Source organism: Streptomyces antibioticus (genome assembly GCF_002019855.1).
GTDB lineage: Bacteria > Actinomycetota > Actinomycetes > Streptomycetales > Streptomycetaceae > Streptomyces > Streptomyces antibioticus_B.
Genome location: NZ_CM007717.1, coordinates 4697951 through 4714027, shown reverse-complemented (window position 1 = coordinate 4714027; position 16077 = coordinate 4697951). Strand labels below are relative to the sequence as shown.

15 protein-coding genes, 1 tRNA gene and 2 pseudogenes are annotated in these 16077 nt (G+C 70.0%); 7 read left to right on the top strand and 11 right to left on the bottom strand.

Annotated elements, in window-relative coordinates; genetic code table 11:
- Positions 1-45 precede the first annotated feature (45 nt).
- Positions 46-510: a GatB/YqeY domain-containing protein gene (locus tag AFM16_RS21370; RefSeq protein WP_078634301.1), complete on the bottom strand. Its 465-nt coding sequence runs from the start codon at positions 508-510 to the stop codon at positions 46-48.
- Positions 511-628: 118 nt separating this feature from the next.
- Here AFM16_RS21370 and AFM16_RS21365 point away from each other — a divergent pair, with 118 nt between their 5' ends.
- From AFM16_RS21365 to AFM16_RS39105, 6 genes are all read left to right on the top strand, one after another.
- Entirely contained in the window at positions 629-1555 is a 927-nt protein-coding gene (locus AFM16_RS21365; RefSeq protein WP_078634300.1) for a metallophosphoesterase, read from the top strand.
- Positions 1556-1623: 68 nt separating this feature from the next.
- Entirely contained in the window at positions 1624-2361 is a 738-nt protein-coding gene (locus AFM16_RS21360; RefSeq protein ID WP_078634299.1) for a Pr6Pr family membrane protein, read from the top strand.
- 42 nt (positions 2362-2403) lie between these two features.
- Positions 2404-2477, top strand: a tRNA-Pro gene (locus AFM16_RS21355).
- 134 nt (positions 2478-2611) lie between these two features.
- Positions 2612-3673, top strand: coding sequence for an IS630 family transposase (locus tag AFM16_RS21350; RefSeq protein ID WP_209313206.1), 1062 nt, complete (start codon positions 2612-2614; stop codon positions 3671-3673).
- A 36-nt stretch (positions 3674-3709) separates the two neighbouring features.
- On the top strand, positions 3710-4339 hold the full coding sequence (locus tag AFM16_RS40105; RefSeq protein WP_245177756.1) for a hypothetical protein: 630 nt from the start codon (positions 3710-3712) through the stop codon (positions 4337-4339).
- A gap of 286 nt (positions 4340-4625) precedes the next feature.
- Positions 4626-5441 (top strand): hypothetical protein, encoded by an 816-nt coding sequence (locus AFM16_RS39105; protein ID WP_143648415.1) that lies wholly within the window; start codon positions 4626-4628, stop codon positions 5439-5441.
- Positions 5442-5846: 405 nt separating this feature from the next.
- Here the strand turns inward: AFM16_RS39105 and AFM16_RS21335 are convergent, their stop codons facing one another.
- The 9 genes and pseudogenes from AFM16_RS21335 to AFM16_RS21300 all read right to left on the bottom strand — a co-directional run bounded on the left by AFM16_RS21335 (position 5847) and on the right by AFM16_RS21300 (position 14706).
- Complete coding sequence (locus AFM16_RS21335; RefSeq protein WP_078634297.1) at positions 5847-7796, bottom strand: YncE family protein; 1950 nt, start codon at positions 7794-7796, stop codon at positions 5847-5849.
- 243 nt (positions 7797-8039) lie between these two features.
- Positions 8040-8270 (bottom strand): hypothetical protein, encoded by a 231-nt coding sequence (locus AFM16_RS39100; protein WP_143648413.1) that lies wholly within the window; start codon positions 8268-8270, stop codon positions 8040-8042.
- Between the two features lie 18 nt (positions 8271-8288).
- Positions 8289-9194 carry a dCTP deaminase domain-containing protein gene (locus AFM16_RS21330; protein WP_078634296.1) on the bottom strand — a complete coding sequence of 302 codons (906 nt, stop codon included), beginning with the start codon at positions 9192-9194 and terminating at the stop codon, positions 8289-8291.
- A 108-nt stretch (positions 9195-9302) separates the two neighbouring features.
- The gene (locus tag AFM16_RS21325; RefSeq protein WP_078634295.1) at positions 9303-10685 is read right to left on the bottom strand and encodes a phosphatase PAP2 family protein; all 1383 of its coding nucleotides are present in this window, start codon (positions 10683-10685) and stop codon (positions 9303-9305) included.
- Positions 10686-10752: 67 nt separating this feature from the next.
- Positions 10753-11841, bottom strand: a complete 1089-nt coding sequence (locus AFM16_RS21320; RefSeq protein WP_037874746.1) for a hypothetical protein — start codon at positions 11839-11841, stop codon at positions 10753-10755.
- A gap of 26 nt (positions 11842-11867) precedes the next feature.
- A complete protein-coding gene (locus AFM16_RS21315; protein WP_078634294.1) occupies positions 11868-12788 on the bottom strand; it encodes an ion transporter in 921 nt (306 codons plus the stop codon).
- Positions 12789-12874: 86 nt separating this feature from the next.
- Positions 12875-13519: pseudogene (locus AFM16_RS21310) on the bottom strand (M48 family metalloprotease); the annotation flags it as partial.
- A gap of 366 nt (positions 13520-13885) precedes the next feature.
- Positions 13886-14317, bottom strand: a pseudogene (locus tag AFM16_RS21305) (M56 family peptidase); the annotation flags it as partial.
- Positions 14318-14322: 5 nt separating this feature from the next.
- Entirely contained in the window at positions 14323-14706 is a 384-nt protein-coding gene (locus AFM16_RS21300) for a BlaI/MecI/CopY family transcriptional regulator (protein ID WP_078637042.1), read from the bottom strand.
- 166 nt (positions 14707-14872) lie between these two features.
- Between AFM16_RS21300 and AFM16_RS21295 the strand changes: the two genes are divergently transcribed.
- On the top strand, positions 14873-15448 hold the full coding sequence (locus tag AFM16_RS21295) for a TerD family protein (RefSeq protein WP_030782082.1): 576 nt from the start codon (positions 14873-14875) through the stop codon (positions 15446-15448).
- A 115-nt stretch (positions 15449-15563) separates the two neighbouring features.
- Here the strand turns inward: AFM16_RS21295 and AFM16_RS21290 are convergent, their stop codons facing one another.
- The gene (locus AFM16_RS21290; RefSeq protein WP_030782080.1) at positions 15564-15953 is read right to left on the bottom strand and encodes a luciferase domain-containing protein; all 390 of its coding nucleotides are present in this window, start codon (positions 15951-15953) and stop codon (positions 15564-15566) included.
- Positions 15954-16077 lie beyond the last annotated feature (124 nt).

The following is a 16077-nucleotide window of genomic DNA, read 5'->3' as shown; positions in this document are numbered from 1 at the left end:
CAGGGGCCGTTCTTGTTGGTCTGTGGTTCTGTTGTCGCTCTCCGGTCAGCCCGCGAGGAGCTTCTTCACCACCGCGGCGACGCGGCCGCCCTCGGCCTGCCCGGCCACCTTCGGGTTCACGATCTTCATGACGGCGCCCATGGCCCGCGGCCCCTCCGCGCCGGCGGCCTTCGCCTCGGCGACGGCCTGGCCGACGATGTCGTTCAGCTCTTCGTCGCTGAGCTGCTTCGGCAGGTAGGCGGCGAGCACCTCGCCCTCGGCCTTCTCGCGCTCGGCGCTCTCGGCGCGACCACCCTGCGCGAAGGCGTCCGCGGCCTCGCGGCGCTTCTTCGCCTCCTTGGTGATCACCTTGAGGACCTCGTCGTCGGAGAGCTCGCGCTTCTCCTTGCCCGCGACCTCCTCCTTGGTGATCGCGGCGAGCGTCAGCCGGAGCGTCGAGGAGCGCAGCTCGTCGCGCCCCTTGATCGCGGCGTTGAGGTCTTCCTGAAGCTTCGACTTGAGCGTGGTCATGGGTCGATTGTCGCAGGTGTGGGCCGCCCGCCGCCCGCGCATTTAAAGGGCGCCGGGGGAACGGCACTTAAGGGACGGCGGGCGAAGCGGCGCGGGCCGGATCTGACACGATGGAGGTATGCGCGCGCGATACGGAGTACCTCTGTCCATCGCGGCGGCTGGCGCCGCCGGTCTGGCCTACGCGGCGGGTTTCGAGACCCGCTCCTTCCGGCTGCGGCGGGTGACCGTCCCCGTCCTGCCCGCCGGCATGCGCCCCCTTCGCGTGCTGCAGGTCTCCGACATCCACATGGTCGGCGGCCAGCGCAAGAAGCAGCGGTGGCTGCGCTCACTGGCCGGGCTGCGCCCCGACTTCGTGATCAACACGGGCGACAATCTGTCCGACCCGGAGGGCGTCCCGGAGACCCTGGACGCGCTCGGTCCGCTGATGGAGTTCCCGGGGGCGTACGTCTTCGGCTCCAACGACTACTACGGCCCGAAGCTGCGCAACCCCGCCCGCTATCTGCTGGAGAAGGCCCAGGGCCGGCACGGTCTGAACGGCAACGCGCCCGCCGTCGGCGTCGTCCACAACCCGTGGGAGGACCTGCGGGACGGCTTCGACACGGCCGGCTGGCTGAACCTCACCAACACCCGGGGCGTGCTGAAGGTCGACGGGGTGTCGATCGAGCTGACCGGCCTGGACGACCCGCACATCAAGCGGGACCGGTACGCGCGCGTGGCGGGCGGCCCGTCGTCCTCCGCCGACTTCTCGATGGGCGTGGTGCACGCCCCGTACCTGCGCGTCCTCGACGCGTACACGGCGGACGGCTACCCGCTGGTCCTGGCCGGCCACACCCACGGCGGCCAGCTCTGCATCCCCTTCTACGGCGCCCTGGTCACCAACTGCGACCTGGACACGGACCGCGTGAAGGGCCTGTCGACGCACACCTCGGAGGGGCGTACGGCGTACCTGCACGTCTCGGCGGGCTGCGGAACGAACCGCTACACGCCGGTACGGTTCGCGTGCCCGCCGGAGGTGACGTTGCTGACGCTGGTGGAGAAGGAGTAGCAGGCACGGGGGTCCTCGTTCGGCCCACCCGCATAGCCCCTTTTGACGGCTTTGCCTACTTTGTGGGCATGACCGCGCCGATACCTCCGACACCGCCGATACCCAGGGACATCCCGGAACTGCCCGCGATACCGCGGACCCACCGGCTGCTCCCCTCCACCGTCCCCGCAGCCGCCGTGGTACCGCCCGTACGCCGCCCCCTGGCCGCGATCCTCCGCGTCCTGATCGCCGGCACGGCGGCCGCGGGCGTGGCCTTCGAGCTACGGCTCGACAGCGCACCGCGCGTGCTGAGCCACTTCGCGATCCAGGCCGACATCCTGCTCGCGGTGGTCATGCTCCTGTCGGCCCGCCGAGCCTGGACCGCCCGCAGGCCGCTCCCCGCCGCCCTGACCGGCGCGGCGCTGCTCTACGTGACGATCACGTCCCTGACCCACCACGTACTCGACACGGGCACGGCGTCCCCCCTCGTCCACACGGTGACCCCGGTGGCAGCGCTCCTGGAGTGGCTCCTGCTGACCTCCCCCGGCCGCCTGCGCCTGCGCCACGCGGCGATGTGGATGGCGTACCCGTGCGCCTACCTGCTGTTCCTCCTGGCCGCCGCCGACCTGTTCGCTCCGGCCGGCCCCCTCTACCCCTTCCTCGACCCCGCGGCTCACGGCTACCGCCACACCCTGACCAACGCGCTCCTCCTCGGCCTCTCCTTCTACGCCCTGGCCGTCCTCCTCGTGGCCCTCGACCACGCCCGCCCCAACCCGATCCACCACCGCGCCAAAACCGGATTTCGTCTCCAGCCACCCGTGGGCTAAAGTAAACGACGTCGCCGCGACAAGCAGGACCAGCAGCGACATCGGGGTGTAGCGCAGCTTGGCAGCGCGCTTCGTTCGGGACGAAGAGGTCGTGGGTTCAAATCCCGCCACCCCGACAGCCGAAATACCAGGTCAGGGGCCTGATCCGCTTAGCGGGTCGGGCCCCTGAGTGGCTTCTAGGGGCGCCTTGGGAGCCTACTTCGGGTTCTATTGATCCGAAACGGTTTGGGTTCTGGGTCGTTGGAGGGGTGTGAGCGATCTGGTGGGGGACGCGCGGCATCTGTCGCCGTCGGCGCAGGAGGCCCTGCGGCTGCGGGCGGTGGCCGCGTTGGTGGCGGGGCGGGACCGTGAGGACGTGGCGGCGGTGTTCGGGGTGTCGCTGAAGGCCGTCGACATCTGGTGGGCGAAGTGGCTGGCCGGCGGTCGGGAGGCTCTGGTGATGCGGCCGCGTGGTAAGCCGGTCGGGGTGCACCAGGTGCTCGGGGAGGCCGAGCAGGCCGCTGTGCGGCAGGCGGTCCTCGATCACCGGCCCTGTGACGTGGGGCTGAGTGGGCAGTTGTGGACGCGGCGGCTGATCGGTGACCTGATCGCGAAGCTGTACCGGGTACGGCTGACCGAACCGGGGGTGGGCAAGTACCTGAAGCGGTGGGGTCTTTCCTTCCAGCGCCCGGACAAGAGGGCCGTCGAGCAGGACCCCGAGGCCGTCCGGCGCTGGCACGCCGAGACCTGGCCCAAGATCCGGGCGAGGGCGAAGGAGGACGGTGGGGAGATTCTCTTCGCCGACCAGGTCGGCATCCGCTCCGACCAGGTCACAGGCCGCACCTGGGGAGAGAAGGGCAAGACCCCCGTCGTGCGACGGGCCGGGAACCGGTTCTCGGTGAACGCGATGTCGGCGATCAGCACCAAGGGCCGGATGCACTTCATGGTCTTCACCGAGAGTTTCACCGCCGAGGTGATGTGCCGCTTCCTGGACCGGCTCGCCGGCCACTTCGACCACAAGGTCCATCTCGTGGTCGACGGGCACTCCGCCCACCGCTCGAAGAAGGTCCGCGACTGGCTCGCAGCCCACCCCGACGACGTCGAGCTGCACTTCCTGCCCCCGTACTCGCCCGAGCTCAACCCCGACGAACTCGTCAACGCCGACCTCAAGCACAGCCTGCCCAAGCAGCACCGAGCCCGGAACCAGGCCGAACTCGCCGCCGAGACCCGCCGCTTCTTCCGCAGACGCCAGCGCCAGCCGCACATCGTCCGCGGCTACTTCGGCGGCCCACACGTCCGCTACGTCCTGGACGAGAACCCCATGAGTTTCTGATCAATAGCTCCCGGAGCAGAGCAAGAATCGTCAACGGTGAGGCTTGCGCTCGGCTTCGAGGCCCTCCTGCCGAACCTGCTCCAGCGCCATGGAAAGCGCGACCAGGTTTCTACGTTTCCCTCAGCAGCAATCCGGGGGAAGGTCCCGATCAACTTTCTGCGGAAGGGGACCAACCACATGACCGACCGGCACAACCGGACCTGCGGGCGACCGACCCGTTCAGGAAGTCCCTGCAAGATCCGAATATCGGGGTCGGACGTGGCGTGCGGCACGCATGCCACGGAGCAGGACAAGGCCGTGGCCGAGGCTCATCGGCGCGGGTGGAACGAGGGCTACAAGTCCGGAAGCGAGAGCAGCGCAAGCTTCTCCAAGTCCCGAATCGAACGACTCGAGCAACGCATCAAGGAACTTGAGGAGCGGCTGGACGACGCGAAGCGTGTATACGAGGTCGACGGCTATCAGGTTGTAGACGTTGGCGGGTACGCCTACCGATGGCGTGGGAGCAAGCCGCTCGAAGTCGGCGACAGGGTGCTGCTGCCCGAGAACTACGTGAGCCGTATGAAGAACGGTCCCGGCCCCACCTTGGGCGTGGTGCACAAGCTTGGCACCACCTACAGGGGGCCACTGTCGGACATCGTCGGACGAGCGCCGGCAACCGGCGAGTAGTCAAGGACTGCCCGTCTGCCCTTGACGGCGCGCGGCGTGCGTTTCGGACCGACTCGCGAACGCTGAGGCTGGCCCCTGGGGAAGACCAGTCTCAGCAGCCACCACGACGCGCCCCTTGCTGAGATAGCATCACGATGGCAAGCCGCGTACGCCCCGCCGCAGCCACCGGTGCCTACACCACCCGGGTGGCAGATTCGGCCAAGGCCCTCTGGGCCCGCGTAGAGTCCGTCATCCACCTGCTCCGCGCTCCGGCGGGGTGTGTAGGGTCCCGAGTTCTGGAGTAGCCATGACCAGATCCGGCAGCAACGCCCGCAAGCAGGCCGCACGACGCATTGCCGAGGCCGAGGGAATCGCCTACACAGAGGCCCTTCGACGCCTTGTAGTCACCGAGAAAACCCGCCCGTCGGTCAGTCCGGAGCACGCTGACCGTCCGTGCCCGCCGGACTGTCCGACACAGCCTGCTGTCAACGACGACGTTCCCCCCTGGGAACAACCGAGTTGTCCGACTCACCAGCCTGATGCACACGGCGGCTGGTACCTAGGCGATTCATACCCGCTCACGCGCATCGAGTTCCTCACCAAGGGCGGTGCCAACGCTCCGGTCTGCAGCCTTGAGCTGGACGAGAACTCCGTGACATCTGTTCCTGAGCTGGAGGCGTTTCGATCCAGACTGTCCGCCGCAGCCCAAAGAGAGTTCGACCGCGACTGGGATCTCCTCTACGACTCGGAGGAGTGTGGGCCCGAACTCATCTTGACGCTCCAGCAGGCGGACGAGGAGGCACTCGCCGCCCGAACTCTCGCTCAAGAGCGGCAGGCCATCCGACACGAGTTCCGCGCCGCCCTTGGTGTTGACGACATGGGCTACGAGGAACTGTCCGATGAGCGTGCGCCAGTGCGGACGAACCATGCCGAGGAGATCGAGCACCTGGCTGAGGTCATCGACACGGCAACCGCCTTGCTCGCGATGCTGCTGAACCACACGCACACGACGACTAAGGACATGGAACAGGGTCCGTTCGCCGCACTGATTTCGCAAGGACATCCGGCCACAGCGGACGAGGTCTTCTCTGCGGCCGATTGGGAGCTGAGGAGTCCCTCGTAAGAATCATGGAACGGGATCGATCCCCGGGCCTTGTCCGGCCTCTCCGTAAGCGCGGGCTTTGAGTGGCTTGTCGAGTGCCTGTACCGGCGAGCCAGCGTGCATGGCAAGGCGAGCGTCGAGAGCCGTCTCCCGTTCCTCCCACGTCAGGGCGTTGAAAGGGGGAGCCAGAGAGCAGTTAAGCGATCACAGGATGCGGTGCACCTTCGGGCTGTGGCCACTTCTAGTCACAGGCCAGCGCACAGAGTACTGACTCAGGCCGACGTGCTGGACGCGCGATGTTTGCGGGGAACGCCGAGCGCAGTCTGGATCGGCGACGCGGCGCGGGCCAGTGAACTCTGGCCCGTGCCTGTGGAGTTGCGCCGTGCGCTGGACCATGTGCAGGTGCAGGTCCAGGTGTGAGCCGTGCTACTTGGTGAAGGTGAAGTACTTCCAGGCGCCGTACGTCGTGGAGTTGACGGTGTCGCCGGAGATGTCGTCGACGTACTTGGAGCGGACACGCATGCGCCAGCCCGTCTCGTGGGGGCCGGTGAGGGTGACCTTGGAGACGCCGGAGCTGCTGAGCGGGAAGTATTCGGAGCCGCCGTCGTACCAGACGCCGTTGTAGTAGATCTGGAACTCGAGGCCCTGCTTGCGGCCCGGGTAGGCGGTCATCGTCGTCGTGAAGACCGGGTTCTTGGTCTTGCGGAAGAAGTGGTACGTGTGACCCCACGTCGACTTGGTCTTGTAGTGGCCGCTGACCGCCGTGGACACCTTCACCTTGGTGCCGACGTTGACCACCACCGCGCGGCTGCTGTAGCGGGCGTCGCCCCTGAACCTCGCGATGACCTTGGTGTCGCGGCGCAGGTCGAGGGTGGCGGACAGGTTGCCGCTGGAGTTGACCGTGCCGGACTTCACCAGCTTCTCGGGCTTGTCGTCGCCGGCCGGGTCGGCCCAGATCTCGACCTTGCGGTTCTTGTACGTCGTCCCGAGGTGCGCGGTGAACTTCACGTCGGCGCCGTACGAGTACACCTTGCCGTTGTTGTTCAGGCTCAGCGCGGGCAGCGCGCGGGAGACCTGGACGACGGCGGAGCCGCTCGCGGGGGCGTGGGTCGCGTCGCCCGCGTAGGTCACCCTGTAGGTGACCTGGGCGCCGGCCGGCGGGGTGTCGGCGAAGGAGAACGCCCCGTTCGCGCCGAGAGTCTTGGTGCCGAGCGACTTGCCGTTCGGGGAGTCCAGGTCGGTGCGGGTGACCTGGAGGGGGGTGCCGGCAGGGAGCGGCAGGGCGGACTTGAGGCTGCCCTTGACGGTCAGCGGCTTGGCGCGGGTCGCGGTGTAGGGGGCCGTGACCGTCAGGGTGGGGGCGTACTTGCGGGGCTCGTCGACGATGTACATCTCGGCGCCGGTCATCACGAGCAGCTTCGCGCCGTCGGCGGTCCAGCTCGTCGAGTGACCGCCCCAGGGCATCCAGGAGGACGTCAGGTTGCGGACGTTGGCGGGCCGCGTCGGGTCGCTGCCGAAGATGTAGGTGTCGCCGGTGTTGTCGGTGTCGAGGACCGTGGCCGCCACGGTGCCGTCCGGGGCGACGTCGACGGTCTCCGGCTCGGAGGGCACGGGAAAGGTGCGCACTTCAGCGAGGTCGGAGAGGCGGTACTCGGTGAGCGCCCGGATTCCGGGACCGGCCACGACGACGTTCTGCCCGTCGGGGGTGAGGGCGGCGTCCCTGTAGAAGCCGCCCTTGTTGGCGGTGACGCGGATCGCCGGGGTGCCGGTGGAGATGTCGTAGACGATGATCGGGCCGGAGGAGATGCCCGCGTCGAGGGCGAGGAGCGTGCCCGGGTTGTCGGGGTCGGCGTAGAGCTTGGGCGGGCCGGCGAAGTCGTGGCCGGCCGCCAGGTCGAGCGTGACCGTGGGGGTCTCGGTGGTCGGGTCGACCACGCCGAGACCGGAGTCCCACTGATCGCCGTAGCCGAACCACAGCTTGCCGTCGGCGTAGGCGACGCGGGAGGGCTCGGTCTTGTCGCCGGTGGGGTACTCGGCGGTGCGCGTGAGCGTCGCCGTGTCGTAGGCGACGATCCTGTCGGCGCCCTGTACGGCGGCGTACAGCGTGCCGGAGTCCGGGCTCAGGTCGAGGTCGCGTACTTGGGGCAGCCCGGTGAGGGTGGCGACGGTGCGGCCGGTGTAGTCGGTGACGAGCACCTGGCCGGCGGACCGGTCGGCGAGAAAGACCCGCTGGTGGACGCCGTCCACGACCATGTCGTCGGTGTCCTGCACCGCGACGGGCCGACTGCTGTCGGCATGGGCGGGCACCGCCGTGAGGGCGGCCGAACTGAAGAGGACCGCCAGTGCGGTGGCGGTCGGAAGGGTGCGGAGACGCACGCGGGTTCGAACCCCCCGGATCGAAAGAACGTGGACGCCACGCACGCGGCGGTGATGTGTGTTCTCTGTGCGCCGCGTGTGGCGAGTGTTCGAAGAGTAGGTCATATGACCGACAAGCCCCTCGGCGGGGTGACGGGCCGCGGTGGGGCGCTTCTGGGGGTGTCGTCGACGTGGCCGCCCTTGGGGAGATGGGGGTGATCGACTACAGGATCCGAGCGAGAGCAGGAGTCCCATCGCAGGAGGTCATCTTCGCCGCCAAAGTCTCCCGTGCGGTTCCCGGGCAGGGGTGAGTTCCGTGGGGTGGGGGCGTGATGCTCTCCTCCAACTGCCCCAGGCTCCCAGGGCGAACCAGGTGGCGGCGAGCAAGTGGCGGAGGGTGTCCGGGGTGTTGTGGGCGTTTGCGGCGGCGAGCAGGCCGCCTATCGCGCCGGCGATGAGGAACAGGGTGAGGAGGGACCAGAGTGCGATCTTCATGCCGGGAACGGTAGTGGTTCAGGTGGTGGTGCTTCGGCGGCGGCTCACCTGGGTCAAAGAGTTGCGGACGTCTCGGAAGCAGAGGGTGATGAGGGTCGGGACCGTCAGGCCGAGGATGAGTTTGAGGATGTCGGGGACGCCGTCGCCGTTGATGAAGCGGAGCATCGTGTTGCCGCTGGTGGGGGCTATGGCCCAGAGGAGGCCGAGCCAGGCGCCGGCCATGGCGTAGAGGGCCAGTTTGACCACGGTGAGGCGGTGGTCGAGGGACTCCTGGCGGGCGGCCAACTGGGTCGCGGCCGACGTGTCGATGAGGGGGACGGAACGAGAGCCGTCGTCCTGGGGTTGTCCCGGTGAGGGTGGAGTGGACTCCTCGCCGTTCACTCGGAGTTGGATCGAGCGGCGGAAGACCGGGCCCGGGTGGGCCGTGCGGACCGCGCGGCCGAGGAGGTGGAACTGGGCTCGGCCTATGGGTTCGCCGACCGGGATTCTGACGGTGCGTCTGCCCAGGTTGGTCAGGGCCAGGTAGATCGGGCCGCGGGAGCCGGGGTCCACATAGGTGTTGGCGACGGTCACGCCGCAGGCGTAGAGCTGGCCGAGGCCGATGATGTTGGCCATGACGTTGTCGGGGAGCCTGATCGACTCGGCCGTGTCGATGCGGACCGTGGCGCCGGGCGCGATGATCAGTTCGCCGTTGACCGGGGGCAGCGGGGCGTGGGCCGTGACTTCGCCGTGGTAGATGAGGATCTGAGCGTTCGCCGAGGCGTGCAGTTCGTAGGAGGCGTACTTCGCGTTCTCGGGGTCGAAGGGGACGATCAGGTCGTAGTGGCGCGCGTACGCGACGATGTCCTCGTCGGTGAGGATTCCGGCCGGCAGGACACCGTGCTGTGGTCCGTCGTCCGGACGCGCTCGTCTGTTTGCCCCCACCCGGCCCCCCGTTCACCCCGGATCAGTTGACGTCGTGATCGTTGTGCCCAGTTCATCCTTCGATCACACTTTCCCCCGCCCCGGGACACACACACTTTCGGGCGGCGGTCAGACCAGTTCCGGTTGGGGTTCGTTCTTCGCCGGCGAGGGCGCGTCGAGGGTCCATGTCGTCGTCGTGCGGATGTACGCGTAGATCACCGACGTCATGGCCAGGAGGAGCAGGGGGCCCGCCAGCCAGGGGTGGTGGGCCATCTGGGTCGGGAGGTAGCGGTAGGTGAGGAGGAGGGTGGCGAACGTCGTTGCGCCGTACATCACCAGCCATGTTGACGACGTGTCCCAGCCTCTTGCCTGGGCCCTCAGTGCCGCCTCGATCGTCAGGACGAAGACCACTCCCGCGATGAGGTCCACTCCGTAGTGCCAGCCGAAGCCGAGGGTCGCGGCGAGGGTGGCCAGGAGCCAGAAGGTGCCCGCGTGGCGCAGGAAGCGGGGGGCCTTTCTGGTGTGGATGTAGATGGCGGTCGCCCAGGCGGTGTGGAGGCTGGGCATGCAGTTGCGCGGGGTGATCTCGTCGAACGGCATGTGCTGCGGGGTGCCGACCGGGGGCGGGGTGTTCGGCCACAGGTCGGCGACCGCCCAGTGCGCGGTGGCGGGCGGGTCGGTCCAGAGGCTGACGGACTCCCAGTGGGCGGCGCCGGTGCCGTAGGCGAAGATCGGGCCGACGACCGGGTAGATCATGTAGATGCCGGGGCCGAGGAGGCCGATCACCAGGAACGTGCGGACCAGGTGATGGGCCGGGAAACGGCGCTCGGCGGCGACGTTGCGCAGTTGGTAGAGCGAGACGATGACCGCGGCCACCGCGAGCTGGCCGTAGACGATGTCCAGGATGTTGAAGCCGATCGCGCCGGTCGCCGTGACCAGACGGCCCACCAGCCAGGACGGGTTGCCGAGCGCGTGGTCGGCGGTCGCCATGTACTGGTCGAGGACGACCGGGCGGGACTTCGAGGTGATCAGCAGCCAGGTGTCGCCCGCCTTGCGGCCGGCCACCAGGAGCAGGCCCAGGCCGACGCCCTTGAGCAGCAGGACGCGTTCCGGGCCGGTGCGGCGGGTGAGGGCGATGACGCCGTAGGCCAGCAGGACCCAGAGGGCGCCGTTGCCGAAGAAGTGGCCCTCGGTGCTCCCCAGGTCCGCCGCCCAGCGGACGGCCGCGATGACGACGTCGATGCCGATGGCGGCGGCGGTCGCCGTGAGGCGTTGCCGCCACGGGAGGACCACCATCATCAGCGCCATGCCGGCGTAGAGCAGGAAGCCTGATTTGGGCGGGAATACCGCTTCGCGGGCCTGGACGGTGATCGGGCCCGGTATGTCGTAATGGCGCGCGGTGAATTCGAGGGCTATGAGGAATCCGAGGGCCACCGCGGCGGCGGTGGCCCACAGTATCGCGCGGGGGGTGATTCCGCGGAAAAGTCCGGTTTCTCTCAATGCTCTGCCCATGTGCTCGTTTTGCGATTTCGAACATGTTAACGGAGCCCAGAGGGGTATATGAGGCACCTGTGCATTTCTATTGCGGTGCCGCCTCCGGCTCGTCCGTCGTCGACGGGTGGGCGTAGCTGTCCTCCGTGAACGGGGTGAACCAGGAGGTGAAGGGGAGAAGAGCGGCCGGGTGGTGGACGCGGTCGTGGTCGGTGTCCACGCAGAGCGCGTCGGCGAGGTTGGCCAGGGCCGTGGAGACGTGGTCGTCGAGCAGGTCGTGGAGTTCGAGGGTGGTGGTCGCCTCGTTCAGGAGGAACCGCAGGGCCAGTTCCTCGGCCACACAGCTCAGGTGCTGAAAGCTTCCGTCGGTGAAGCGCGTGGTCAGCGCGATCACCGTGACGAGGAAGCGGCGGGCGAAACGGGCGTCGTACTGGAGCGCGTAGCGGTCGGGGAGGCGTTCCAGGTGCCACAGCGGGCCCTCGCACTCGGCGACGGTGGCGTCCTCCTGGGCCAGGACCTGTACGTCCTCGAAGAGTTCGTCCACCAGGGTGTCGGTCGCGTGGACCAGGGCGCCGGCGGCGAGCCGGGCGCTCTCCGCGGGGACGGCGCGCCTGTCGTCGTCCGCCTCCACGCCGAACACCGCCGGTGGGAAGGCACGCAGTTCGGCGGCCAGCTCCAGCATCCTGGCGCGGGCGGCCCGTGCCTTCGTCGCGGCGCCGTCGGGGCCGTCGGCGCCCTCCCCCGCGTTCTGCGCGGACGACGCGCCCGCGGTGTGCCTCGCCCTGCGGAGGGCGAGGTCGTCGGGCGGCGCGTCGGGGCCGTCGGCGGCGGCGAGGCTCTCCCTGGCCAGGTCCTGGTGGAGTTCGACCTCGCACCGTTCGATCGTCCAGTCCGCCAACACCTCGGTGCGTTCCAGGAGTTCGTCCACGAGCACCTGGACCGAGCCCTCGGCGAACTCCAGGGCCGGGGCGTCCACGACGACCTTCAGCAGGGCGCCGCCGGGGTGGACGGCCACGATCGTGTCGAGCACGTCGACCTGGACGCCGTCGGGCCCCTCGACGGCCCGGACGGCGTCCAGTCCGTCCTCGACGAGCGCCACGGCGCCGGCGCGCTGGAGCGGGTCCATCTCCGGAGTGCCCTCCGGGATGCAGATGTCAACGGTCACTACGTAGGTCACGGGCTGAGCCTTACAGGCGGAACGGTTCAGCGCGAGGGGCGGGCGGGGTCACGTTCCGGGGCCGGCGGAGGGGGCGTGAGGTCGGCGAGGCTCCGCTCCAGGTCCGCCAGCGCCCGCCGCGCGGCGGTGACACGGGCGTGCAGGACCTCTTGCGACGTGGGCTGCGAAGAGGGCTGTGGAGAAGGCTGCGAAGTGGACTGCGATGTGGGCGGAGCCGGAGCCCCGGGAGACTCCAGGTCGCGTTCCATGTCCCGCGCCTCCTCCAGGGACGTCAGCACCACGCCGATCAGCACGTTCACCAGGACGAACGAGCCCAGCAGCACGTACGAGGCGTAGTACGCGATGCTCCAGCGGGAGATCTCCAGGCCGGCGCGGACGGCGTCGCCCAGGCCGTCCAGGGTCATCAGCAGGAAGAGCGTGAGGACGGCGCGGCCGAGGGAGCCGTAGTGCTCGGGGTCCTCGGCCGCGAAGAAGAGCCAGCCGACCATGGCGTACACGTAGAGCAGCAGCGCGCCGACCAGCAGGAAACTGACCGTGCCCGGCAGGCTGCGGGCCACCGCGACCAGGACGATGCGCAGTTGGGGCAGGAAGCGCGCCGCGCGCAGGACACGGGCCAGGCGCAGGAGCCGTAGCACCGTGGCGTTCTCGCGGATCACCGGCAGGAAGGCGCACAGGACGACGGCGAGGTCGAAGAGGTTCCAGGGGTCGCGGAGGAAGTCGCGGGGGCGGTCGGCGTGGGCGCCGGCGCGCAGCAGGATCTCCACGGTGAACGCGGCCAGGAAGCAGTGCTCTACGAGTTTCAGCTCGTCGTGCCTGCGGGCGGCGAAGCCCGTGTACGTCTCGACGCCCAGGACCAGCGCGTTGGCGAGGATGAGGGCGAGGACGGCGACGGAGAACCAGCGGGTCCCGGTGATCGCCCGGCACCGCTCGGCCAGGTCGTGCTGCATCGGGTCGCCCCAACTCCCTCACGTGCGCGCCTACTTGGTTCCACTCCCCCGTCGATGATCTTAGTGAGGCGCGGCGGGAGCCGGGTTCAGAGCGGGGTCGCCGCGTGCAGGATGACCAGCATCGTCACCGCCGCGTTCGCCGAGGACATCGCCGAGACGGCCGTCCCCGCGGCGGCGCACCAGACGGCCAGGCCGACGGTGGTGAAGACGGAGGCCCAGTGGCGGGGCGTGGGAGCGGGGGCGAGCAGGGCCGTCACCCGGCGCGGCACGGGGCCGGGGGCCGGGGCGGCGAAGGCGGGCAGCCCGGCCAGGGCCGCCAGGCCGGGCGGCGGTGCCGCGCCAGGTGGGACGAGGGCCGCCAGGCCCGGCGGGGGCGCGGCGCCAGGTGGGACGAGGGCGGCCAAGCCCGGCGGGGGCGCGGCGCCGTGCGAGACCAGCGCGGCCTTGCCGATCGCCCGGGCCACGGTGCGACGGCTGCCGACCGCCCGCGCGGCCTCCTCGTCGGCCCACCGCTCCGCCGTGTAGGCGACGGCCGTGCGCAGCGGCCGCAGGAACGGGTTGGCCTGCGCCGCCAGTCGTACGGCGAGCAGATGGCGGTGGTGGCGGGCGGCGAGGTGGGCCCGCTCATGGGCGAACAGGGCGCGCCGCTCGGCCGGTTCGAGACAGTCCAGCAGGGCGGAGGTCACGACGATCCGGCCGTACGCGCGGCCGGGGCCACGCCGTCCGCCGGGGTCGCGCCGTCCGCCGGAGCTGAGCTGCCCGTCGGAACCGTACCGACCGCCGGGGCCGCGCTGCCCGTCCGAGCCATACCGCCCGCCGGAGCTGTGCTGCCCGTCCGAGCCATACAGGCCCCCGGAACGGCGCTGCCCGCCGGAACCGTACGTGCCCCCGGAACCGCGCCGCCCGCCGGATCCGCGCCGCCCCCCGAAGCCGCGCCATCCATCAGATCCGTACGGTCCCCCAGCTCCGCGCCAGCCCCCAAAGCCGCGTCGGCCCCCGAACCCGTACCGTCCCCCGGATCCAGGCCAGCCCTCAAATCCGTACCGTCCCCCCAAGCCATACCGCCCACCAGACCCCCGCCGTCCCCCCGACCCGTACCGCCCGCCCGGCAGCGCGTACGCGTAGGCCGCCCCGGTGTCGGGCAGGACCGCGACCTGGGTGGCCGGCAGCCCGGCCAGCGCGCGGTGGGCGCGGCGGCGCACCCGGCGGTGCCGCCACAGCGTCCGGGCGCAGACGACGGCCACCACGCACAGGGTGGGGACGGCGGCCCGGCCGGCGATCTCGTCGTGCGGGACGGCCGCGCGGACCTCGGGGTCGGACCAGGCGTCCGGCAGCGGGTTGCCGGGCAACTGGGCGGTGCCGACGACCATGAGCAGCCCGAGGCAGACCGTGCTGCACACCGCCATCACCGCGGCCACGCCGGTCAGCAGCCGGGTCGCGGTGCGCGGGTGCAGCCGTTGTTCGGCGAGCCGTGCGACCGGCCAGGCCGTGAGGGGCAGGACCAGCGGCAGGAAGACGAAGAGGCCCATGGGACTCAGTCGGCCTCCGGCCGGTCCAGCAGCTCGCGCAGCAGCCGCTCGTCGTCGGGACCGAGACCGGTGACGAAGCTGGCGAGCACGGCCCCGCGGTCGCGCTCGCCGTCCAGCACCCGGCGCATCCGGTGCGCGGCGAGACCGGCCTCGTCGGACGCGGCCAGCCAGGCGAAGGAGCGTCCGCAGCGCTCGCGGGTGACCGCGCCCTTGCCGAGCAGCCTGGTCAGGATGGTGATCACCGTCGTATAGGCGAGGTCGCCGCCGAGGCGTTCCTGCACCCAGCCGGCCGTCACCGGTTCGCCGGCCTCCCGCAGGGCCGACAGCACCAGTGCCTCCAGCTCGCCCTGTCCCCGCCGTCGGGGGCGCTGCCGGTCGTCGTCCGTCACGCCGTGTCCCTTCTCCGCCGCCGCCACCGTCCGTTTCCCGGTCGGCCATCGTATCGACGCCTGCCCGGGAATCGTGGAAGCCCGGTCCCCTATCTCTACAGTGCTGTAGATTCAAGATCGGGTCCGGGGCACCGGGCCGGTCGCGCACGCCGAGGAGGAGCACACCGTGGGAGTAACCCTGTCCAAGGGCGGCAACGTCTCGCTCAGCAAGGAGGCGCCCGGACTGACCGCCGTGCTGGTCGGCCTCGGCTGGGACGTCCGGACGACGACCGGCACCGACTACGACCTCGACGCCTCCGCGCTGCTCCTCGACGCGTCCGGCAAGGTCCTCTCCGACCAGCACTTCGTCTTCTACAACAACCTGCGCAGCCCCGACGGGTCCGTCGAGCACACCGGTGACAACCTCACCGGCGAGGGCGAGGGCGACGACGAGTCGGTGAAGGTGAACCTCGCCGCCGTACCGGCCGAGATCGACCGGATCGTCTTCCCGGTCTCGATCCACGACGCCGAGAACCGCGGGCAGAGCTTCGGGCAGGTCCGCAACGCGTTCATCCGGGTCGTCAACCAGGCCGGCGGGCAGGAGATCGCCCGCTACGACCTGTCCGAGGACGCCTCCACCGAGACGGCGATGGTCTTCGGCGAGCTGTACCGGGCCGGGGCGGAGTGGAAGTTCCGCGCCGTCGGCCAGGGGTACGCCTCCGGCCTGGCCGGGATCGCGGCGGACTTCGGCGTCAACGTCTGACGGACGTTACGAGCGCCCGGGAGTACGGAACTACAGGAGTGCCGGCAAGGCCGGGAGAGCACCCTCACCCGGCCACCCGGCCACCCGGCCACTCGGCCACCCGGCCCCCGCCGCGTCAGAGATGCGCGCGATGCGAAAGCGCCGCCTCCCGGCGGTCGTTGCAGCGGACCGTCGGGGTCTCGGCCGTGACCGGCCACGTGTGATGGGCCTTGAGGGCCGCGCTCATCAGGGTCATCAGCAGGCCGATGTCCGCCTCGCACTCCATCCGGACCGTCACCCAGTGCGAACCGGGCACCAGCCGGATCGCGGTGGAGTGGCCGAGGTCGTGCTCGAAGCGGCGGATCGTGCCGGCCGTGAGGTGCAGATCGACACTGCGCCCCGAGTGGAAGTGCGCGATCTCGGCCCTGGTCGAGCGCAGCGCCCGGCCGGTGCCACAGCTCGGCCGGACCTCGGTGAGGTCCGGCCAGGTCGTCAGTCGGTTCAGGGCATGCCAGGCCGCCGTCATGCCACCATCATGGGGCGATCACCCCCCGGCCACCAGAGTTTGCGGGAGACTTAACCGCGCCGTAGCGCGGAAATCTCCCACCCTGGGAACGCCGAAGACCCGAACCCGGAAAACCCGCGGAGCG